This is a genomic window from Vibrio jasicida 090810c (assembly GCF_002887615.1).
GTDB lineage: Bacteria > Pseudomonadota > Gammaproteobacteria > Enterobacterales > Vibrionaceae > Vibrio > Vibrio jasicida.
Window position 1 is genome coordinate 1,403,051 of sequence record NZ_CP025792.1, and the last position, 18,615, is coordinate 1,421,665.

Annotated in this window: 17 protein-coding genes; 11 read left to right on the forward strand and 6 right to left on the reverse strand. The window is 43.4% G+C overall.

The features are described 5' to 3' along the window. Positions 1 to 2: 2 nt before the first annotated feature. Together bcsQ and C1S73_RS06525 are read right to left on the reverse strand one after the other, a co-directional pair. Positions 3 to 776, reverse strand: coding sequence for a cellulose biosynthesis protein BcsQ (gene bcsQ / locus C1S73_RS06520; protein WP_050566675.1), 774 nt, complete (start codon positions 774 to 776; stop codon positions 3 to 5). Next, positions 773 to 970, reverse strand: coding sequence for a hypothetical protein (locus C1S73_RS06525; RefSeq protein WP_038865736.1), 198 nt, complete (start codon positions 968 to 970; stop codon positions 773 to 775). The genes bcsQ and C1S73_RS06525 overlap by 4 nt, the downstream gene beginning before the upstream one ends. 478 nt (positions 971 to 1,448) lie before the next feature. Here C1S73_RS06525 and bcsE point away from each other — a divergent pair, with 478 nt between their 5' ends. The 6 genes from bcsE (at position 1,449) to C1S73_RS06550 (ending at position 7,191) form a co-directional block, all read left to right on the forward strand. Next, positions 1,449 to 3,032 carry a cellulose biosynthesis protein BcsE gene (gene bcsE, locus C1S73_RS06530; RefSeq protein WP_038865738.1) on the forward strand — a complete coding sequence of 528 codons (1,584 nt, stop codon included), beginning with the start codon at positions 1,449 to 1,451 and terminating at the stop codon, positions 3,030 to 3,032. Further along, on the forward strand, positions 3,029 to 3,205 hold the full coding sequence (locus C1S73_RS27885) for a hypothetical protein (protein ID WP_164492031.1): 177 nt from the start codon (positions 3,029 to 3,031) through the stop codon (positions 3,203 to 3,205). The genes bcsE and C1S73_RS27885 overlap by 4 nt, the downstream gene beginning before the upstream one ends. Then, positions 3,205 to 4,827, forward strand: a complete 1,623-nt coding sequence (gene bcsG / locus C1S73_RS06535; RefSeq protein WP_038865740.1) for a cellulose biosynthesis protein BcsG — start codon at positions 3,205 to 3,207, stop codon at positions 4,825 to 4,827. The genes C1S73_RS27885 and bcsG overlap by 1 nt, the downstream gene beginning before the upstream one ends. Before the next feature lie 161 nt (positions 4,828 to 4,988). Continuing rightward, positions 4,989 to 5,909, forward strand: a complete 921-nt coding sequence (locus C1S73_RS06540) for an SPFH domain-containing protein (protein ID WP_038865742.1) — start codon at positions 4,989 to 4,991, stop codon at positions 5,907 to 5,909. A gap of 3 nt (positions 5,910 to 5,912) precedes the next feature. Beyond that, the gene (locus C1S73_RS06545) at positions 5,913 to 6,374 is read left to right on the forward strand and encodes an NfeD family protein (RefSeq protein ID WP_038865743.1); all 462 of its coding nucleotides are present in this window, start codon (positions 5,913 to 5,915) and stop codon (positions 6,372 to 6,374) included. Positions 6,375 to 7,008: 634 nt separating this feature from the next. After that, positions 7,009 to 7,191, forward strand: a complete 183-nt coding sequence (locus tag C1S73_RS06550) for a hypothetical protein (protein ID WP_038865745.1) — start codon at positions 7,009 to 7,011, stop codon at positions 7,189 to 7,191. A 40-nt stretch (positions 7,192 to 7,231) separates the two neighbouring features. Here C1S73_RS06550 and C1S73_RS06555 read toward each other — a convergent pair whose 3' ends face one another. The 3 genes from C1S73_RS06555 to zipA all read right to left on the reverse strand — a co-directional run bounded on the left by C1S73_RS06555 (position 7,232) and on the right by zipA (position 12,188). Further along, the gene (locus C1S73_RS06555; protein WP_038865747.1) at positions 7,232 to 8,638 is read right to left on the reverse strand and encodes an OprD family porin; all 1,407 of its coding nucleotides are present in this window, start codon (positions 8,636 to 8,638) and stop codon (positions 7,232 to 7,234) included. A gap of 511 nt (positions 8,639 to 9,149) precedes the next feature. Further along, complete coding sequence (gene ligA / locus C1S73_RS06560) at positions 9,150 to 11,162, reverse strand: NAD-dependent DNA ligase LigA (protein WP_038865748.1); 2,013 nt, start codon at positions 11,160 to 11,162, stop codon at positions 9,150 to 9,152. 90 nt (positions 11,163 to 11,252) lie between these two features. Next, a complete protein-coding gene (gene zipA / locus C1S73_RS06565) occupies positions 11,253 to 12,188 on the reverse strand; it encodes a cell division protein ZipA (RefSeq protein ID WP_038865749.1) in 936 nt (311 codons plus the stop codon). A gap of 250 nt (positions 12,189 to 12,438) precedes the next feature. Here zipA and cysZ point away from each other — a divergent pair, with 250 nt between their 5' ends. From cysZ to crr, 5 genes are all read left to right on the forward strand, one after another. Beyond that, the gene (gene cysZ, locus C1S73_RS06570) at positions 12,439 to 13,182 is read left to right on the forward strand and encodes a sulfate transporter CysZ (protein WP_038865750.1); all 744 of its coding nucleotides are present in this window, start codon (positions 12,439 to 12,441) and stop codon (positions 13,180 to 13,182) included. Between the two features lie 164 nt (positions 13,183 to 13,346). Further along, a complete protein-coding gene (gene cysK, locus C1S73_RS06575; protein WP_038865751.1) occupies positions 13,347 to 14,315 on the forward strand; it encodes a cysteine synthase A in 969 nt (322 codons plus the stop codon). Positions 14,316 to 14,613: 298 nt separating this feature from the next. Further along, positions 14,614 to 14,871 carry an HPr family phosphocarrier protein gene (locus C1S73_RS06585; protein ID WP_005436894.1) on the forward strand — a complete coding sequence of 86 codons (258 nt, stop codon included), beginning with the start codon at positions 14,614 to 14,616 and terminating at the stop codon, positions 14,869 to 14,871. Between the two features lie 139 nt (positions 14,872 to 15,010). Next, positions 15,011 to 16,735: a phosphoenolpyruvate-protein phosphotransferase PtsI gene (gene ptsI / locus C1S73_RS06590; RefSeq protein ID WP_038865752.1), complete on the forward strand. Its 1,725-nt coding sequence runs from the start codon at positions 15,011 to 15,013 to the stop codon at positions 16,733 to 16,735. Positions 16,736 to 16,840: 105 nt separating this feature from the next. Then, entirely contained in the window at positions 16,841 to 17,350 is a 510-nt protein-coding gene (crr, locus tag C1S73_RS06595) for a PTS glucose transporter subunit IIA (RefSeq protein WP_005425608.1), read from the forward strand. Positions 17,351 to 17,448: 98 nt separating this feature from the next. On the opposite strand, the gene C1S73_RS06600 is transcribed toward crr, so the two are convergent. After that, the gene (locus C1S73_RS06600; RefSeq protein WP_038865753.1) at positions 17,449 to 18,573 is read right to left on the reverse strand and encodes a flagellin; all 1,125 of its coding nucleotides are present in this window, start codon (positions 18,571 to 18,573) and stop codon (positions 17,449 to 17,451) included. Positions 18,574 to 18,615: the final 42 nt, after the last annotated feature.

Consider the following 18,615-nt stretch of genomic DNA (forward strand, 5'->3'; position numbering starts at 1 on the left):
CACTAGCCCTGAGAAGTTGCAGCGGCAAGCGTTGAAACACACCAAAATGCCAAAGATTGGTAATCTTTCGCAGCTTGGCTCGTCGGAGAGTAATGCTGAACGGTCGTCAAGTTGGCTGCGCATTCAGCCAATGCCGTATCACGGTGCATAAGAACAGGCACTAACGACGCTTGCAGTTCCTTCTTAAACACCAGCATGAAATCTCGACCAATCTCAGTCTCAGGCTGATATTGATTGAGAATGTAACGCAGCTTACCAGAGTCAAGCAGGTTGCTGAGTTGAGGCGAGTGGCTAAGCGCCGTTTGTAACGCTGCGTAGTTCATTGCGTCAGCGTTAATAACCACAGACACCATGTCCATCGACTCAACAAACGCGTTCATTTCTGGAGTCATGAGGTAAGACATATCACCATGGAACAACTGCCATTGCTCTGCATCTGTGACTTGCAACGTTGAGCGACCAAGCGCTTGAAGGTATTGATAAGATTGAGCGAACTGACCCTTTTGATCGGCATCCAATTCGCCAAATGGCAGCAACAGAGCGCCTTGCGGGCTTTGATACCCGGCCTCTACCCAAGCATCGCCAGACAACACACGTGCTGCCCAACCGTCTTGCTCTTCATAAGGAAGGCCAAGATGAAGGCGTAACAGATTCTCAGGCACTGCGTCGATAGCTAGAACCTGCTTGTTAATTTTGACTAAAGCTTGAGCCAAGTTTGCGGTTACCGTGGTTGATCCACATCCGCCTCTCAGGCTAACAAAAAGAAGGCGCTTCATATCGCTTCCGTTTCAATACCTGCTTGTTTGTTTTTGATCCCAACGCCACTGTCTTTGGTCGATTGAGATTGAAAAACCAACCATTTACTTTTCACATTGAGATACGACTCGTTTTCTGTCGTCTCAACATATTGATGCTGAGTTAAGTCATATGAAGAGTAGATCGAATTAATGTCTTTTGCTGGCTCTGTCACGACATCTTTCCACGTTATCCACGGATCTGATAAAGCGCTAAGACATTCCTATCTTGCTTAAATTTTTATCAAATACGATGCTGAAAATTTGACGCACCTAACCCGTGCATCACATATTTATAGAATGAGAAAAAATGTGAACAACCTAAGTCATTGATCACATGATTATTAAATTCCTATACGATGTTAGGCTTCAGAAACTGAGGTTATGAAGATGAGTTGTAATTATCCGTTTACGACATATAAGATAAAACTATAGGCGAACTTTAAATATATTGATTTGCAAATGCCTAATTTTAAACTTATAAACATCAAGGCAGATAATGCTATATCTAATTTTATTTTTGATCAATTTCGTTTAATATCTTCGCGTCATTTTATTGTCACACTGGCATTTTTTTCTGTAACGTTTTACATACAGCACAACGATAAAGACAACCAATATTGAACATAACCATCTGATTAAAAGGCTATTTTGATGTCATTAATAAACGGTCTGTCCGCAATTACCAGTGATCGAGCAAGTAAATCGGTATACGTCAATTTATTTTCTCACAAACACATGACAATTGAATTCTTAACTAGTGCATCAGACCAAAGTCACAACACTTCGCTTACAAGTTTCACCAATAAAGAAACCTTCCTATCCGGCCTAAATCGCAAAGCATCACAAAAATTCAATGACTTATCTGATAGTTATCTTGATAAGGTCTACTTTGTAAGTAATAAAAACCATAAAAAGAAGTTAAACCCAATTATTCTCGCCAAAGACATTCACAAAATAAATATCATTAAGAACTCTAACTATATTTTGTTTATTCCCGACTCGATTTTATCTCACTGCAGCGACAAAGATGTAGGCATATTCCTAAAAACAATTAATGAATTCGCTCATAAAAAATCGCTCATGATCAATATATGTATCTATGGTCATTTGGCGACATCGATACTTAAGCCTAAGTTGTTGACGAATAATCAATACCTCGCCGGTCTCGCGACGATGAGCGCATTAGATGAAACACGATACAGTTACTTTGTCGACTTTTGGTCCAACAAGCATGGGGTGAAATCAGAAGAAGAATACATCCTATCTTTTGATGATGACGGCCACTTGCTCGCGACACCTTATGAGAAGTTGCAAACGAACGACGTTACAGAAGACAAAGCCGATAGCGAACGACTTTACATTACGAAAGAAGCCTTAGGTGATAGCACAAAAGTTCCGAAAGGAATGCACCTAGCAGAAAATAACCAACAGTTATTAGAGATGTTAGACAGCCCAAGAGCATCAACCATTGTTTTCAACTGCTCAAGCCAAAGCGAAGTACAACAGTTGGCATTGGATTGCTACCGACTGCGCACGAAAGCGGGCAGACAACTCAAGCTCGTGATCAGAGAAACACAACAATGTTTACGATATGCGGACGAAAAGTTTCTGCTTCGTGCTGGCGTAAACCTGATTTCACCGGTGCAGGTGCCTCAGATGCGCTTTATGACTCAGGTAGAGGCCATACAAGGACAAATGCTGACGCGTGCGTTACCTCAAAGCTTAGAGGCCTTACTAAAGTACGACGTTAAATTTGGCAGCAAAGGTTACCTGCATAACAGAGACTTCAGTCAATACTGTACGGATGTGATCGCCAGTTCGAGCCGTTCTAACGTCAACTTTGCTCTGATTAAGTTGAATTTGCTGCCGGGAATGAGCCCTGAAGAATGTCTTCGTTTGTGCCACATCCGACGAGATGGTGATGTCGTCACAGCGTGTAACAAAGCACTTTATGTTTTGTTCAGTGCTATTCGTCATAACGACATCGATGTTGCTCTTAATAATATTTTCGAGTTTCCACCTCGAGATCTGTTTCACTCAACGCGCACCTTCGATACCCATTACGACATCGAAGCTGAACTAAAATACATCCTAGAGGATGAAGTCAGCATCTCTGAGGAGGTATCAAGCTTGACCACTGAGAAGCAGATTTTCGCGGTAACTAAAAAGCCGATGAGCGAAGTACCTGCTTTGTTCGCAGTAAAGAAAGCCATCAACATTAAGGAGCAGGAATGAACATTGATGACTTTATGCTCACCGTAGGCATTAGTCTTTGCATCGGATTAATCCTAGGCTACTTTCTGCGTGATGCAGTAAGCGCGATAAAGCGACTCTACGATAGATACTTAAAACGCGCTCAATACTTTGAGCAAGATCTTTCTGTAAACAAAAACAAGAAGCTTAAGTGATGACTTCACACTCTAAACAGCCCGCTCAGTTCACAATTGGATTGGGTTGGTGGAACATTTATTTTATTGCCAAAGTTGCCCTTTTCCTCCAAGGGACCATCGATTTCCATCCGCTAGAAAACTTTGCGCTCTTACTCTTTATTCTGTTACCAGTGCCAAACAAAACATTGAATGTCCTGCGACATGTTATCGCAGTGATCATCGCTGCATGGCTACTGCATTATGACTCTTTCTTACCTCCGCTAGAGCGATTATGGGCTCAGGCGGGTCAGTTGATGCAGTTTGAGTTTAGCTATCTTGTCGAGCTCATGGGACGCTTCATCTCTGTTCAAGCATTGCTTGGGTTGTTTGCTTTGTGCGCAGCGTATTTCATTCTGAGTAAGTTTTTACGTGTTTCTGTATTCGTTGTCATCGCGATGATTTACGTCAGCATTCCAAAAACGCCACAGAGTTCAGTCACCGTTGAGACAACTCAACCTGCGCCACCAGCAACTACGGAAGTGGCGGAAACGGCACAACCTCAAGTCACAGAAATCAACGATGAGTCGCTCAACAGTATGACAGCAGATTTCTTTGCGAAAGAAGCGTCACGACGTGTCTCGTTCAGCCCTGATAGTGCACAAGATGCTCCGTTTGATTTGCTGTTCTTGAGTATCTGTTCCGTCGCTTGGGATGACATCGAGATTGCTGGTTTGGCCGATCACCCGTTGTTCAAAGAATTTGATGTCATGTTTGATAACTTCAGCGCGGCAACATCCTACAGCGGACCAGCCGTTGTAAGGCTGCTGAGAGCAAGTTGTGGCCAGCAAGAACACAGTAAACTGTTCGAGCCTGCTCCAAAGCAATGTTACTTGTTCGATAACCTGAAAGATCTCGGCTTCAAAGAAAATCTGTTGATGAACCACAATGGTGTGTTCGATAGCTTCTTAGAACTGATCAAAAAAGATGGCGATCTAAAAACGAACCTGATGTCTCAAGAAGGGTTCAAGCCTTACCAAAAGTCGTTCGATGGCTCCTCTATCTTCCGTGATAAACAGGTGCTTGATGATTGGTGGCAACAACGAATCAAAAGTGATGATGAGAAAGTGGTTGCGTTGTATAACACCATTTCATTGCATGATGGTAACCGCATCATCAATGCCAATTCGACAACGTCTATGGTGAGTTACAAGAAACGCCTAAAGAATCTTCTTGATGATCTTTACTCGTTCTTCCAAGAGCTAAAAGCCTCCAACCGTAATATTGTTGTTGCATTAGTGCCAGAACATGGCGCCGGTATGCGAGGTGATAGAATGCAGATCTCTGGTATGCGTGAAATTCCAGCGCCGACCATCGTTCACACACCGGTTGGGATTAAAGTCTTCGGTGAAGGAATTCAACGCCAAGGCAATACGAAGCACGTTAAAGCGCCTTCAAGCTACTTAGCCCTATCACAACTGGTATCGAATATTCTTGAACAAAACATTTATGACAAGGAATCATTCAACCCGAGCGAATTGGCTGGCAACTTACCAGAAACCCGTGTGGTCGCTCAAAACTCTGGCTCAACCGTAATTGAGGTAAATGGTAAGTACTACGTCTCACTAGATGGTACCAGTTGGATTGAATACCCAACTAAATAGCATTCACATGTTAACGGCATGAATTTTTAGCAACAATAAAGGCTGGTGTATTCCGGCCTTTATTCTGCCTGTTATCTATCCAAGCTCTCATTTCTACGATTGTTTAATACGCATAAATAAGTAAGAATGGATTAAACATTATGCACTTAAGGGAATAGCACATGCCAATTGACTCATTGATCACCATCGGTATTTTCGTTGCTCTAGCCGTTATTATTCTTGCCTCTGCGATTAAGACTGTACCTCAAGGGAACAACTGGACAGTTGAACGCTTTGGACGTTATACCCACACACTTAAACCGGGCCTGAACTTAATTATTCCGTTTATTGATAGAATTGGTCAGAAGATCAATATGATGGAACGCGTTCTCGACATTCCAGCTCAAGAGGTTATTTCTAAAGATAATGCGAATGTCGTCATCGACGCAGTCGGCTTTGTTCAAGTTATCGACGCAGCCAAAGCGGCTTATGAAGTTAACGATCTAGAACATGCTATTCGTAACCTCACATTAACCAACATCCGTACCGTACTTGGTTCAATGGAGCTGGACGAAATGCTCAGCCAGCGTGACATGATCAACACCAAACTTCTCTCTATTGTTGACCAAGCAACAAACCCATGGGGAGTGAAAGTTACTCGTATAGAAATCAAAGACGTTCAGCCACCAGCAGATCTGACTGCTGCAATGAATGCTCAGATGAAAGCAGAACGTAATAAACGTGCAGAGATCTTAGAAGCTGAAGGTGTGCGCCAAGCAGAAATCTTACGAGCAGAAGGTCAAAAACAATCAGAGATCTTAAAAGCGGAAGGTGAAAAGCAGTCTGCGATCTTACACGCAGAAGCCCGCGAACGTGCGGCGCAAGCGGAAGCAAAAGCGACTTACATGGTGTCAGAAGCCATCGCTAAAGGTGACGTTCAAGCAGTGAACTACTTTATTGCTCAAGGCTATACCGACGCATTGAAGAGTATTGGCCAAGCAGAAAATGGGAAAATCATCATGCTACCAATCGAAGCAACTGGTTTAATGGGCTCTGTTGCTGGTATTGCTGAAATGTTCCAACAAAGCAAAGACAAAGGCTAGCCTATGGACTTATTTAGTTTATTAGAAGGCATCACTTTCTGGCATTGGATTGCTTTCGGCCTCGCATTGTTAGCTGTTGAGTTACTCGGCACAGCAGGCTACTTCCTATGGCTTGGCATCTCTGCATTGATCGTAGGTGCGATTTTATCTGTGCTACCAATCGGCTGGCAAATGCAGTGGTTAGCCTTTGCGGCATTCAGCTTGGTGACAACTTGGCTATGGTGGCGAAAACAATGGTCGAAAGATCGCAAGAGCGACAGTGCGCGCGATCTTAACCAAAAACAGAAGCAATTAGTCGGCAGTATCGTGACGTTAGATGAAGACTTCACGGTGGGGATGAACCGCTTACGAGTGGCAGATACTACTTGGTCTGCTGAGTCAGAACACGATTTACCAGCAGGAACTCGAGTCGAAATTATTGCTGTTGATGGCATAATTCTTAAGATAAAACCTATTTCTCGATGATGTTTGTCAAAATAATAGGGTGCTATGCGCCCTATTCTATTCCTAATCCCACTACCTCTTTTATTTCATCCACTTATTTAAATTAATTATGTGAATTAAGTGATAGAAATATTATCAATATCCTCTCTTTTCTACCTATTGTTAAATTTTCAATTTTAATAATTCAAACACATAGCGAAATATAATTACTTTTTCAAAATCTAAATTTATTTTAAAAAATAAAACCTTGTTGAATTTAATTTTGATCTTTCTAGGTCTCTATACATACTTAACGCATAAGCATGTCTATTAAGTGCTTATGTTTTTTTAAGGTAAGTAAGAGGAAGTACTATGAAGAAGTTTTTTTTATTTTTAGCGTGCAGCATATTTGCGTTTTCTTCATTCGCCTATAACAACGGGAATGGAGGCACCACCAACCTGGGACCTATTGTCGAGTGTACTCTACCAAGTGGAGATATTTCCCATATTCCTAGCGAGATGTGCCGCTTTCAAGGTGGATCATGGGACAACTAAAATCAGGGTATGAAAACGAGTAAAACTCTCTGCTCTAATTACTTTTAGTTTGTAGACTTATTCCAAGTAATTAAATTGAATTTAAAAAGCAAAATACGTTCTAGATTACAAGGTAAATAATATGAAACTGGTAACTGGATTGTTAATCGCGATTGCAGCATTAATGCCTTTGACTTCGTTAGCAAATGGAGCTTCAGGTGGTAGAACATTAGCACCAGAAATAAAATGTGAACTGCCTAATGGCAACGTACACATGCTGCCGCCACTCTATTGCAAAATGTATGACGGAAAAAAAGTGAAATAAAAAAGGAGCCGAATGGCTCCTTTTTCTTAGCTTCTGAATATTAGTGGAAGCTGTATGGGATAAGAACTTGTAGACGTAGATCTGTCTCGTCCGCGTCTGCTGCACCAGCAAACTCGTCACGCTCTAGGATAGTACCGTGTAGACGAACGGTTGTACCTTTAAGAGAACCACTTTGTAGAGAGTAAGAAACCGTTGCGTTAACTGCGTACTCGCTCTCGTAATCCCAGTCACCTGATGCGCCACTTGCTGCAGAATCTGCACCAGAACCGTAGCCCAAGCCTAGGTAGTAGTTCCAACCGTTACCTTGGTTGTAAGAAAGACGGTTGTACCAAGCTAGCTCACCAGCTTTGTTCCAGTCAGATAGTGCATCCCACCATTGTGACCAAGTACCGTTGTTCATACCGTAAGTATGGATAGTACGTGGAACGAAATCTGAACGGTTGTCTGTATCTGTGTAGCGTAGCTCAGACATCCAAGATAGCTTGCCGAAAGATTGGTTTAGAGATAGACCAGTATGGAAACCTAGACCATCGTATTTCACATCATCATCAACACCGTAGAAGTCGAATGCAAGAGTAGTGCGGTCACTTACTGTGTACTTCAAGTAAGCTTTGTATGATGTGTTATCAGTGTCGTCATGGTAGCTAGTTACTTGACCTGCACCCCAATCGATACCGTTCGCGTATTTAACGCCTGTCGCTTGACCAAGACCAACTTGGAAGAATAGAGCGTCAGTGATGTTACCGTTCAAGCCTAGAGAGTGTAGGTAGCTCCATGAAGTGTCTGACCATAGTGCTGGCGCGTAATCATCTTCATGTAGTAACCAAGGTGCTGTGAATTGGTCTGCACCGAAGTAGCTTAGGTTGAAATCACCAAGTTTCGCGTTTAGCTCGAAACCACGGTACGTACCAGGTACAAAACTCCAAACGTTACCGATTGTACCGTTGCCACCAGCTTGTAGCATACCGACGCGAGCGTTAAAGTTTTCGCCAGTCTTAAATTTCAGAGCCGCTTTGTAAACTTTAAGCTGATCACCGTCACCTGCACCCCAGTCTAGGTTAGTACACGTAGAGATTTCGTTACATAGGTAGCCGTCTGCGCCTTTCAAGCTATCATTGTATAGGTCACCAGAGTAGTAAGCAGCGACGTCAGCACCTAACCAACCGTCATGGTAGCCAGAAGTGAAGTCAATAATTGCATTGTAAGATGAGTAGTTTAGACGACTCCAACGATCGCCATTTTCACCACCAGGCTTACCGCTAGTACGTGTACGAGAACGAGTATCAACAACGAACATTGCGTTCAATGATGAGTCGCTCATAAACTCGTTAACTTTCTCTACATACTCACCACCAGCAGCACTTTCAGTAGAAGCCGTAGCTGGAGCTACCGCTACTGCACCAAACATTGCTGCGGTTAGTGCTGAAACCTTGAAAAATTTGTCCATGGAAAAAAACTCCTAAAAATGGATATAGCTGTATTTTTCTATCTCACCTTAAGTTGGCCGCCGAAGGAGAGAAGTAAATTCCTGAGTGAACCTCAATATTTCTAAATTGGTTCTTTTTAGTTCCTGCATACACACCGTGTATCCACGCTTCTAAGACTAACTTCGCATCTAAAAACATCCAAACGGAACTTATTTTTTTTCTAAAAAAATATGACCAACGCCAAAGTTCCATATAACTTGTTGATCCAGATCTTATTTTTAACACCCAAACTACAGAGCGATACAAAGATGCTATTTATCAATAACTTATGACTAATACGGAAACGTCAATTTGAAGTTGATCGCAGAGTTACTGCTAGATACGAGGAAAAATTAAAGGAGAGATCTTGATCACTGAAATGATTTCAATAGGAAAATAGCGCTAATTTTGTCACTTTTTAATTGGCAAGAAAAAGCCCCAAATGACTGTCATTTAGGGCTTTTAGTTATTTTTTATCTTTTTTGATGGAAGTTATTTCATCAAATTGAGCAAGTCTTGTTCGGTTTTAACCTCAACACCCAACTCTTGAGCTTTCGCTAGCTTAGAGCCAGCATTCTCTCCAGCAAAAAGAATATCGGTTTTCTTTGAAACGCTACCCGTCACTTTTGCACCTAGATTCTGCAGCGCTTCTTTCGCTTCGGAACGTCCCAGCTGAGAAAGCGTGCCCGTCAATACAACAACTTTGCCTTCTAACGGTAACTCAACACCTTGTTGCGGAGCGGCAATCTCAGGCCAATTAATACCTTGATTCAACAAATCCTGTACAACAACCTGGTTTTTCTCTTCACCAAAGAAGGTCGTGATGTGTTTGGCAACAATAACGCCAATATCTTGAACTTCAATTAACTGTTCTTCTGTCGCTGCCTGAATCAAATCCAATGACCTGAAGTGTTGCGCTAGGTTGGCAGCCGTCGCCTCCCCTACCTCACGAATACCTAGCGAGTACAAGAAACGCGGTAATGTTGTCAATTTTGATTTCTCAAGAGCATTAACTACGTTGGTTGCCGATTTAGGGCCCATGCGCTCTAGGACTGTCAACACTCCGGCCGACAACTTAAACAGATCTGCTGGTGTCTCAACCATTTCTCGGTCAACGAGCTGTTCAATCACTTTGTCGCCAAGACCATCAACATCAAGGGCTTTACGAGAAACAAAATGTTTTAGTGCTTCTTTACGTTGTGCTTGGCACACTAATCCACCAGTACAACGTGTTACCGCTTCCCCTTCAATACGTTCAACATGAGAGCCACATACAGGACACGCTTCAGGGAAAATAATTTCTCGCGCAGTTTCAGGACGACGCTCTTTGATCACCGAAACAACTTGTGGGATAACATCACCAGCACGACGAATCACAACTTCATCGCCAACCATTACCTCTAAACGTTCAATTTCGTCTGCATTGTGTAGGGTTGCATTACTGACGGTTACACCGCCAACGAAGACAGGCTCAAGCTTCGCTACTGGAGTAATCGCACCGGTACGACCCACTTGGAACTCGACTTCGTTTAACGTTGTAATTTCTTCCTGAGCCGGAAATTTGTATGCGATAGCCCAACGAGGTGCTCGAGCAACAAAGCCCAATCGCTCTTGAATAGCAATGTCATCAGCTTTTATTACGACACCGTCGATTTCATAAGCTAATGCTTCACGACGAGTCAGAATATCTTGATAGTAGGCTTTCACTTCTTCCAAGCTATCGACTCGCTTGGTTTCAGGGCACATTGGCAAACCCCAAGATTTGATTTGAAGGAATCGCTCGTAATGGCTTGATGCTAACGTTGCACCTTCCACAACACCAACACTGTACGCGTAGAAGCTCAATGGGCGTGAAGCAGTAATGCGCGAATCTAATTGACGCAGGCTTCCCGCAGCTGCATTGCGTGGGTTCACAAACACTTTCTCGCCTTTTTTGCGAGCAGTCTCGTTAAGTTTGTCAAAACCGGCTTTCGGCATGAATACTTCGCCACGAACTTCAAGACGAGCAGGCCAGTCTTTGCCTTGCAACTTAAGTGGAATTGCGCTGATAGTACGTACGTTTTCAGTAATATTTTCACCTGTCGCACCATCACCACGCGTTGCTGCTTGTACAAGTACACCGTTCTCGTACAGCAAGCTTACAGCTAATCCATCTAACTTAGGTTCACAGCAATACTGCTTGATAGTTTGGTCAGGAACACGATCTTGAGCGCGCTTATGAAAGCTATCCAGTTCACCATCGTCGAAAGCATTGTCTAAAGACAGCATTGGAACTTCGTGCGTCACTTGGCTGAACTCAGATAACGGCTGACCACCTACACGCTGGCTTGGAGAATCCACTGTAACAAGATCTGGGTGTTCGGCTTCAATATCCATAAGCTCGCGCATCATACGATCGTATTCTGCATCTGGAATCTCAGGGTTATCTTCCACGTAGTAACGAACAGCGTGGTAATGCAACGATTCTTTGAGTTCTTCTAGTCGCTGAAGTACTGGTTCAGACATATTAAAGCCCCGTGTGTATTCAATAAATGAGGTTGAGAATTCTATGAAAAAGGGCTCCTAACGGAGCCCTCTCTTTATTTGGTGTTAAGATTATGCGCTAGCGGCAGTAAACTCAACTATTTGACGACGATAAGATGCCAATCGATCCGGCGTCATTAGATTTCGTTGGTCATCAAGGACATTACCACCCATATCGTCTGCAATTTGTTGTGCAATACGCAGCATTAGGTTGAAGTTTTGATCTGCTTCACCATAGCAAGGTAATGTCATAAAGAACGAGATACCTTTGGTAGAGAATTCGGCAGGGTCACCATGTTCTAATGTGCCCGGTTGCATCATGTTGGCGACACTAAAGAGCACTTTACCGTTACCAGACAAATCAACATGACGATGGAAGATATTCATCTCACCGTAAATCAATCCATTTTGCTGCATGCTATCGAACAACTTAGTACCGATGAACGGCTCATCACCAGCGCAGTGAACGTTCAACACAATGACTTGCATTTCAGGTTCTGGTTTTGGCTCTTCAGGTTGCTCTACAACAACTGGTGCAACATCGATTTCTGGTTCGACAACTTCAGGAGCTTCGAACACTGGCTCGATAATCTCTTCTTCGAACGTCGCTTGAACAGGCTCAACAATTTCTGGCTCAGGCTCTTGTTCCGCTTTAGTTGCAACAAAAGCAGGGACCTCAGGTTCTTCTTTATGCTCTTTCTCTTTTACATCAAGAACATCATCAATCAGAGGGTCTGAGGCGAACTTGTTGTCAAACGAGCTTTCCATCCCAAAGTCTGGCTCTTTGCGATCTTTACGGATAATCTCGAAATCATCTTCTGGAGCAGGAGCAAAATCTCGCTCTTGTTCTTGAGGTTCTTTTTCTTCTTGGTCAACATCCAACTTACCAAGTGGTTTGTTACCAAACTTCGCTTTGCCTTCTTTTTTGCTTGTCCATAGGCCATGAAAAAGCAATGCGGCGATGGCTAATGCGCCAACAACAATGAGTACGAATCGCAATTCCTGCATTATTTACTCTCAATCTACCTGTTCTTACTACTCGCACATCCTTGAGCAGTAACCCAAGTGCAATAAATCTGAATGATGCGTTTACTTTACCAAAACTATATGCAGGTTTAGAACAACTTAATGCAAGAAGTTCCGTTTTTTGTTGTGATTCTTGCCACGATTCCACTTTACAAGACCTCATTTGTTAGGGCATTGAAAGAAAAGTATCGACAGGTACAATGAGTTTTCACTCACAAGAAATAAAATAGATATGAAGTCGAACATTCAACAAAGAACCGGTTTTGGTTATTTCCTATACGGAATTCAATTGGCGCTCTCTCCAGAGATCAGACGTTTTGTCGTTCTCCCTCTGCTGGCGAATATATTGCTAGTTGGTGGTGCTATCTTCTATCTTTTCTCTCACTTAGACGCTTGGATTGAAGGCTGGATTGGGCAACTCCCTGAGTTTCTGTCTTGGTTGACTTACCTCTTGTGGCCAATTCTCGTCCTAACGATTCTCGCCACCTTTTCATATTTTTTCAGCACCTTAGCGAACTTTATCGCCGCACCATTCAACGGATTGCTTGCTGAAAAAGTAGAAGAGTCGCTGACTGGTCAGAAAGTCAATGACGATGGGTTTGCAGCATTGGTCAAAGATGTACCTCGTGTTATGGCTCGTGAATGGCGAAAACTGCTGTATGTATTGCCAAAAGCGATTGGTTTATTCCTGTTGTTGTTGATTCCCGCTCTGGGTCAAACGGTTGGACCTTTCTTATGGTTCTTCTTCACAGCCTGGATGTTGGCGATCCAATACTGCGACTATCCATTTGATAACCATAAAGTGCCGTTCAATGACATGCGTTACAAATTGAAACAAAAGCAAGGTAAAGCTTATGGGTTTGGTGTTTTGGTTTCCGTATTTACCACCATTCCAATTCTCAACCTCATTGTTATGCCTGTTGCTGTATGTGGTGCAACTGCAATGTGGGTAGCTGAGTTTAAACACCAGCAATAGCGCAGTTTTGAATCAATCAGAGGAGGCCGAATAAGCCTCCTCTGTTATTTTGTTCAATTCTCGACCAACCTCATAAGATATAACTTTTTAATCCTTTTCCCTTTTTTTCATACCGCATATTCTTCTAATCATATTCACAAATCGTGTAATGAAGGAACATCACTATGAGCAAGATCTACGAAGACAACTCTCTTACTATTGGTAATACGCCTCTTGTTCGCTTGAATAAAGTGAGCAAAGGTAAAGTTTTGGCGAAAATCGAAGCACGTAACCCAAGCTTCAGCGTTAAGTGCCGTATTGGTGCCAACATGATTTGGGAAGCGGAAAAAGCAGGCACGCTTAAACCTGGTGTTGAGCTAGTAGAGCCGACCAGTGGTAACACAGGTGTTGCGCTTGCATTCGTAGCGGCCGCTCGCGGTTACAAGCTAACGCTAACGATGCCAGAGTCAATGAGTCTTGAGCGTCGTAAACTGCTAAAAGCACTCGGTGCAAATCTGGAGCTAACTGAAGCAGCAAAAGGCATGAAAGGTGCGATTGCGAAAGCCGAAGAAATCGTAGCAAGCAACCCAGACAAATACCTGCTTCTGCAACAGTTCAACAACCCTGCAAACCCAGAGATTCATGAGAAGACAACGGGTCCTGAAATTTGGGAAGCAACAGACGGTGAAATCGACGTATTCGTAGCAGGTGTTGGTACGGGCGGTACTATCACTGGTACAAGCCGTTACATCAAAGGTGAAAAAGGCAAAGCAATCACTTCTGTCGCTGTTGAGCCAGCAGAATCACCGGTTATCGCACAAGCACTAGCAGGTGAAGAAATCCAACCAGCACCACACAAAATCCAAGGTATTGGCGCTGGTTTCATCCCAGGCAACCTAGATTTAGAGCTTTTGGACCGTGTTGAGCAAGTGACTTCTGAAGAGGCAATTGAGATGGCTCAGCGCCTTATGGAAGAGGAAGGCATTCTGGCTGGCATCTCATCGGGTGCAGCAGTAGTGGCAGCAAACCGCCTTGCGGAACTTCCTGAATTTGAAGGAAAAACAATTGTAACTGTACTTCCAAGCTCAGGTGAACGCTACCTAAGTACGGCACTATTTGCCGGTATCTTTACTGAGAAAGAGAACCAACAGTAATATGTGGTCAAATCAATTTTTCGTTTAAAAAAGCCCCGGTCAGGGGCTTTTTTGTTGATCCCTGCCCCACCTTTGGTAATATCAGGGTGTTTTATTTTTAGGTTCAAAATAAAGAATCTAAACCAAAAAGTTTTCTAAGTAATTGTGCACGCAAACAGTTGCGTAATTACCAAACTTTTGACTAGTATCAGTTCTGACACGCTTTGAACTCTCCCGTGCTAGCGCACAAGAAGTAAAGCAGTTAAGCTAAAACTCAGTCACAAACTAACAAAAAAATACATTTATTGGGGTATATCACATGTACGAGAAGCAAGTAGAAATCACAGCAGAAAACGGTCTTCACACTCGTCCAGCTGCACAGTTCGTTAAAGAAGCTAAAGCATTCGACGCGGACATCACTGTGACTTCTAACGGTAAAAGCGCTAGCGCTAAGAGCCTATTCAAGCTGCAAACACTAGGCCTAGTAAAAGGTACTCTAGTAACTATCTCTGCTGAAGGCCCACAAGCTCAGCAAGCAGTAGACCACCTAGTTGCTCTAATGGACCAACTACACTAATTCGGTCTCCTATTTCAGAAGCCATTTTGTGAAAGCAAAATGGCTTCGTTGGAAATAGGCTCAAAACTAAGCTAATACTATTCGTTAGCGCACCCATTATTCTCCCGTTTTATAAAGTTGACCAACTTAAGGTAAGGCTATGATTTCAGGCATCCTAGCATCTCCTGGTATTGCAATCGGTAAAGCACTACTACTTCAAGAAGATGAAATTGTCCTAAACACAAACACTATTTCTGATGATCAAGTAGAAGCAGAAGTTGCACGTTTCTTTGACGCTCGTAACAAATCTTCTGCTCAACTAGAAACTATCAAGCAAAAAGCGCTTGAAACGTTTGGCGAAGAAAAAGAAGCGATCTTTGAAGGTCACATCATGCTTCTTGAAGACGAAGAGCTAGAAGAAGAAATCCTAGCACTTATCAAAAACGACAAAATGTCTGCGGACCACGCTATTCATTCAGTTATCGAAGAGCAAGCATGTGCTCTTGAGTCACTAGACGACGAATACCTGAAAGAACGTGCAACTGATATCCGTGACATCGGTTCTCGTTTCGTTAAGAACGCTCTAGGCATCAACATTGTTTCGCTAAGCGACATCAATGAAGAAGTTATCCTAGTGGCTTACGACCTAACGCCATCTGAAACGGCACAAATCAACCTAGACTACGTTCTTGGTTTTGCTTGTGACATCGGCGGTCGTACCTCTCACACTTCAATCATGGCTCGTTCACTAGAACTTCCAGCGATCGTTGGTACTAACGACATCACTAAGCAAGTTAAGAACGGCGACATGCTGATTCTTGATGCGATGAACAACAAAGTCGTTATCAACCCATCTGAAGCTGAACTAGAAGACGCGAAAGCAGTTAAAGCGGCATTCATCGCTGAGAAAGAAGAACTAGCGAAGCTAAAAGACCTACACGCAGAAACGACTGACGGTCACCGCGTAGAAGTTTGCGGTAACATCGGTACAGTTAAAGACTGTGACGGTATCATCCGTAACGGTGGTGAAGGCGTTGGTCTGTACCGTACTGAATTCCTGTTCATGGACCGTGATGCACTTCCTACTGAAGAAGAGCAATACCAAGCTTACAAAGAAGTTGCGGAAGCAATGAATGGTGAATCTGTGATCATCCGTACTATGGACATCGGCGGCGACAAAGATCTTCCATACATGGATCTACCAAAAGAGATGAACCCGTTCCTAGGCTGGCGTGCAGTACGTATCAGCTTGGATCGTCGTGAAATCCTACGTGACCAGCTACGTGGTATCCTACGTGCATCTGCACACGGTAAGCTACGTATCATGTTCCCAATGATCATCTCTGTTGAAGAAATCCGTGAGCTTAAGAAAGCAATCGAAGAGTACAAAGTGGAACTTCGTGCGGAAGGTCATGCATTCGACGAAAGCATCGAAATCGGTGTAATGGTTGAGACTCCAGCTGCAGCAGCTATCGCGCACCACCTAGCGAAGGAAGTTGCTTTCTTCTCTATCGGTACAAACGACCTAACTCAGTACACACTAGCGGTTGACCGTGGTAACGAGATGATTTCTCATCTTTACAACCCACTATCACCAGCGGTACTTACTGTGATTAAGCAAGTTATCGACGCTTCTCACGCTGAAGGTAAATGGACTGGTATGTGTGGTGAGCTTGCAGGTGATGAGCGTGCAACACTTCTACTTCTAGGTATGGGTCTAGACGAGTTCTCTATGAGTGGCATCTCTATCCCTAAAGTGAAGAAAGTTATCCGTAACTCTAACTTCGCAGAAGTGAAAGCAATGGCTGAAGAAGCACTTTCTCTACCAACAGCAGCAGAAATCGAAGCTGTTGTAGAAAAGTTCATTGCAGAGAAAACTCAATAATCAACTAATTCCAATGGGATAGGCGGTTAAAAAAAGTCGTCTATCTCGTAAGATTGGTATACTATAATTCGACAGAATTAAATAAAACGTTAGGAGCATGACACAATGGGTCTGTTTGACAAACTTAAGAAGCTAGTATCTGACGACAGCGCTGACGCAGGTGCAATCGAAATCATCGCACCACTTTCTGGTGAGATCGTGAACATCGAAGATGTGCCAGATGTTGTTTTCGCTGAGAAAATCGTTGGTGACGGTATTGCTATCAAACCTGCTGGTAACAAAATGGTAGCTCCTGTAAACGGTACTATCGGTAAGATCTTCGAAACAAACCACGCATTCTCTATCGAGTCTGACGACGGTGTTGAGCTTTTCGTTCACTTCGGTATCGATACTGTTGAACTAAAAGGCGAAGGCTTCAAGCGCATCGCTGAAGAAGGTCAAACTGTTAAAGCTGGCGACACTGTAATTGAATTCGATCTTGCTCTTCTAGAAGAGAAAGCGAAATCAACGCTAACTCCAGTTGTTATCTCTAACATGGACGAAATCAAAGAGCTGAACAAGCTTTCTGGTTCTGTAACTGTTGGTGAAACTCCAGTTCTACGTGTAACTAAGTAATTTTTACTTAGCCTAACACGAAAAAAACGCTGCCATTGGCAGCGTTTTTTATTACCTGAAGCTTTTGTTTCCAAACAACTTTCATCGCTAAAACTGGTTTAACTGAGCAACCCAAGTGCCGAGCTTGGTTTCTGCTTCGCCTGAGCCAACAATGCAGTTGTTGCATCTTGCAGTACTTTCGAACGCACCATCTCCGTCGACTCACGAGCAAAGTCCGTATCTCGTATCTGTCCTTTGGATTCCGTCACACTACGGTTCACCGTATTCAGGTTATCCATGGTGCCACTGACACGGTTTTGAAAGCCACCGATTTCACTTCTGTGTGAATCAACATACTTAATAGCGGCATCAATCACCCCAATCGAAAGCTGTGCCCCACCAACTGTCGACATATCGATATCATCCATAGTAACGAGCTCACCGGAACTTACATCAAGCCCATTCGCTAAACGCCCCTTCAGCTCTACACCTTCTGGTGCATTCAAGGTTGAAGCAAAGAATTGCAGTTCATTGTTTTCAGTCACTGAGGCACTCACTATCGATTGCTGCGCATTGATATAAGTAGCAACTTGCTCGATGCGATCTCCTAGCTTGAGCCCAATAGATTCTGTTTGGGTTTGCCCTTTACTGTCTTGGTATTCAAATTTAAGGGTTTGATTATCTTTAGTGACTCGCCAATCTTTATCGACTGCATCACCAACATAATGCTGCCCTCCCATCTCCGGGATGTGACTACGCATATTTCGCAGTGTCAGAGAGATAGAGTTGGCATTCGCACCAATATGGAAGCTTTGCGAGCCGTAAGAGCCATCAAATAGGTTTTTATCTGCAAATGTCGTCGTGATCGCGACACGATCAAGCTCATCTTGCAGCGCTACGACCTCGTATTGAATACTTTGTCGATCACTTGAGTCATTACTGCCGTTTGCCGCTTGAAGCCCCAGAGAGCGCAAGCGTTGCAATATATCACTGCTCTCATGCAAAGCGCCTTCTGCAGTTTGTGCCACCGAATACGCATCGTGCGCATTTCTCAAGGCGACATCAAGCCCTCTTGTTTGGACATTAAGAGTATTGGAAATTTGCAAACCAGCAGCATCATCACTGGCTGAGTTAATCCGATAGCCTGAAGTGAGATTTCGCTGTGACTCTATGTTTTGCTCAGCCGCATGACTGAGGTGTCGCTGCGTCATCATCGCAGTGACATTGGTATTTAAAGAGACCATCTAATCGATACGAACTCCTTGTCACCTGTCCTATTCGGTGTC

What these genes read in the sequence shown, in the direction of transcription:
- bcsQ (WP_050566675.1), bottom strand. Translation starts at nt 776, where the DNA reads ATGAAGCGCCTTCTTTTTGTTAGCCTGAGAGGCGGATGTGGATCAACC.
- bcsE (WP_038865738.1), top strand. Translation starts at nt 1,449, where the DNA reads ATGTCATTAATAAACGGTCTGTCCGCAATTACCAGTGATCGAGCAAGT.
- C1S73_RS27885 (WP_164492031.1), top strand. Translation starts at nt 3,029, where the DNA reads ATGAACATTGATGACTTTATGCTCACCGTAGGCATTAGTCTTTGCATC.
- bcsG (WP_038865740.1), top strand. Translation starts at nt 3,205, where the DNA reads ATGACTTCACACTCTAAACAGCCCGCTCAGTTCACAATTGGATTGGGT.
- C1S73_RS06540 (WP_038865742.1), top strand. Translation starts at nt 4,989, where the DNA reads ATGCCAATTGACTCATTGATCACCATCGGTATTTTCGTTGCTCTAGCC.
- C1S73_RS06545 (WP_038865743.1), top strand. Translation starts at nt 5,913, where the DNA reads ATGGACTTATTTAGTTTATTAGAAGGCATCACTTTCTGGCATTGGATT.
- C1S73_RS06550 (WP_038865745.1), top strand. Translation starts at nt 7,009, where the DNA reads ATGAAACTGGTAACTGGATTGTTAATCGCGATTGCAGCATTAATGCCT.
- C1S73_RS06555 (WP_038865747.1), bottom strand. Translation starts at nt 8,638, where the DNA reads ATGGACAAATTTTTCAAGGTTTCAGCACTAACCGCAGCAATGTTTGGT.
- ligA (WP_038865748.1), bottom strand. Translation starts at nt 11,162, where the DNA reads ATGTCTGAACCAGTACTTCAGCGACTAGAAGAACTCAAAGAATCGTTG.
- zipA (WP_038865749.1), bottom strand. Translation starts at nt 12,188, where the DNA reads ATGCAGGAATTGCGATTCGTACTCATTGTTGTTGGCGCATTAGCCATC.
- cysZ (WP_038865750.1), top strand. Translation starts at nt 12,439, where the DNA reads ATGAAGTCGAACATTCAACAAAGAACCGGTTTTGGTTATTTCCTATAC.
- cysK (WP_038865751.1), top strand. Translation starts at nt 13,347, where the DNA reads ATGAGCAAGATCTACGAAGACAACTCTCTTACTATTGGTAATACGCCT.
- C1S73_RS06585 (WP_005436894.1), top strand. Translation starts at nt 14,614, where the DNA reads ATGTACGAGAAGCAAGTAGAAATCACAGCAGAAAACGGTCTTCACACT.
- ptsI (WP_038865752.1), top strand. Translation starts at nt 15,011, where the DNA reads ATGATTTCAGGCATCCTAGCATCTCCTGGTATTGCAATCGGTAAAGCA.
- crr (WP_005425608.1), top strand. Translation starts at nt 16,841, where the DNA reads ATGGGTCTGTTTGACAAACTTAAGAAGCTAGTATCTGACGACAGCGCT.
- C1S73_RS06600 (WP_038865753.1), bottom strand. Translation starts at nt 18,573, where the DNA reads ATGGTCTCTTTAAATACCAATGTCACTGCGATGATGACGCAGCGACAC.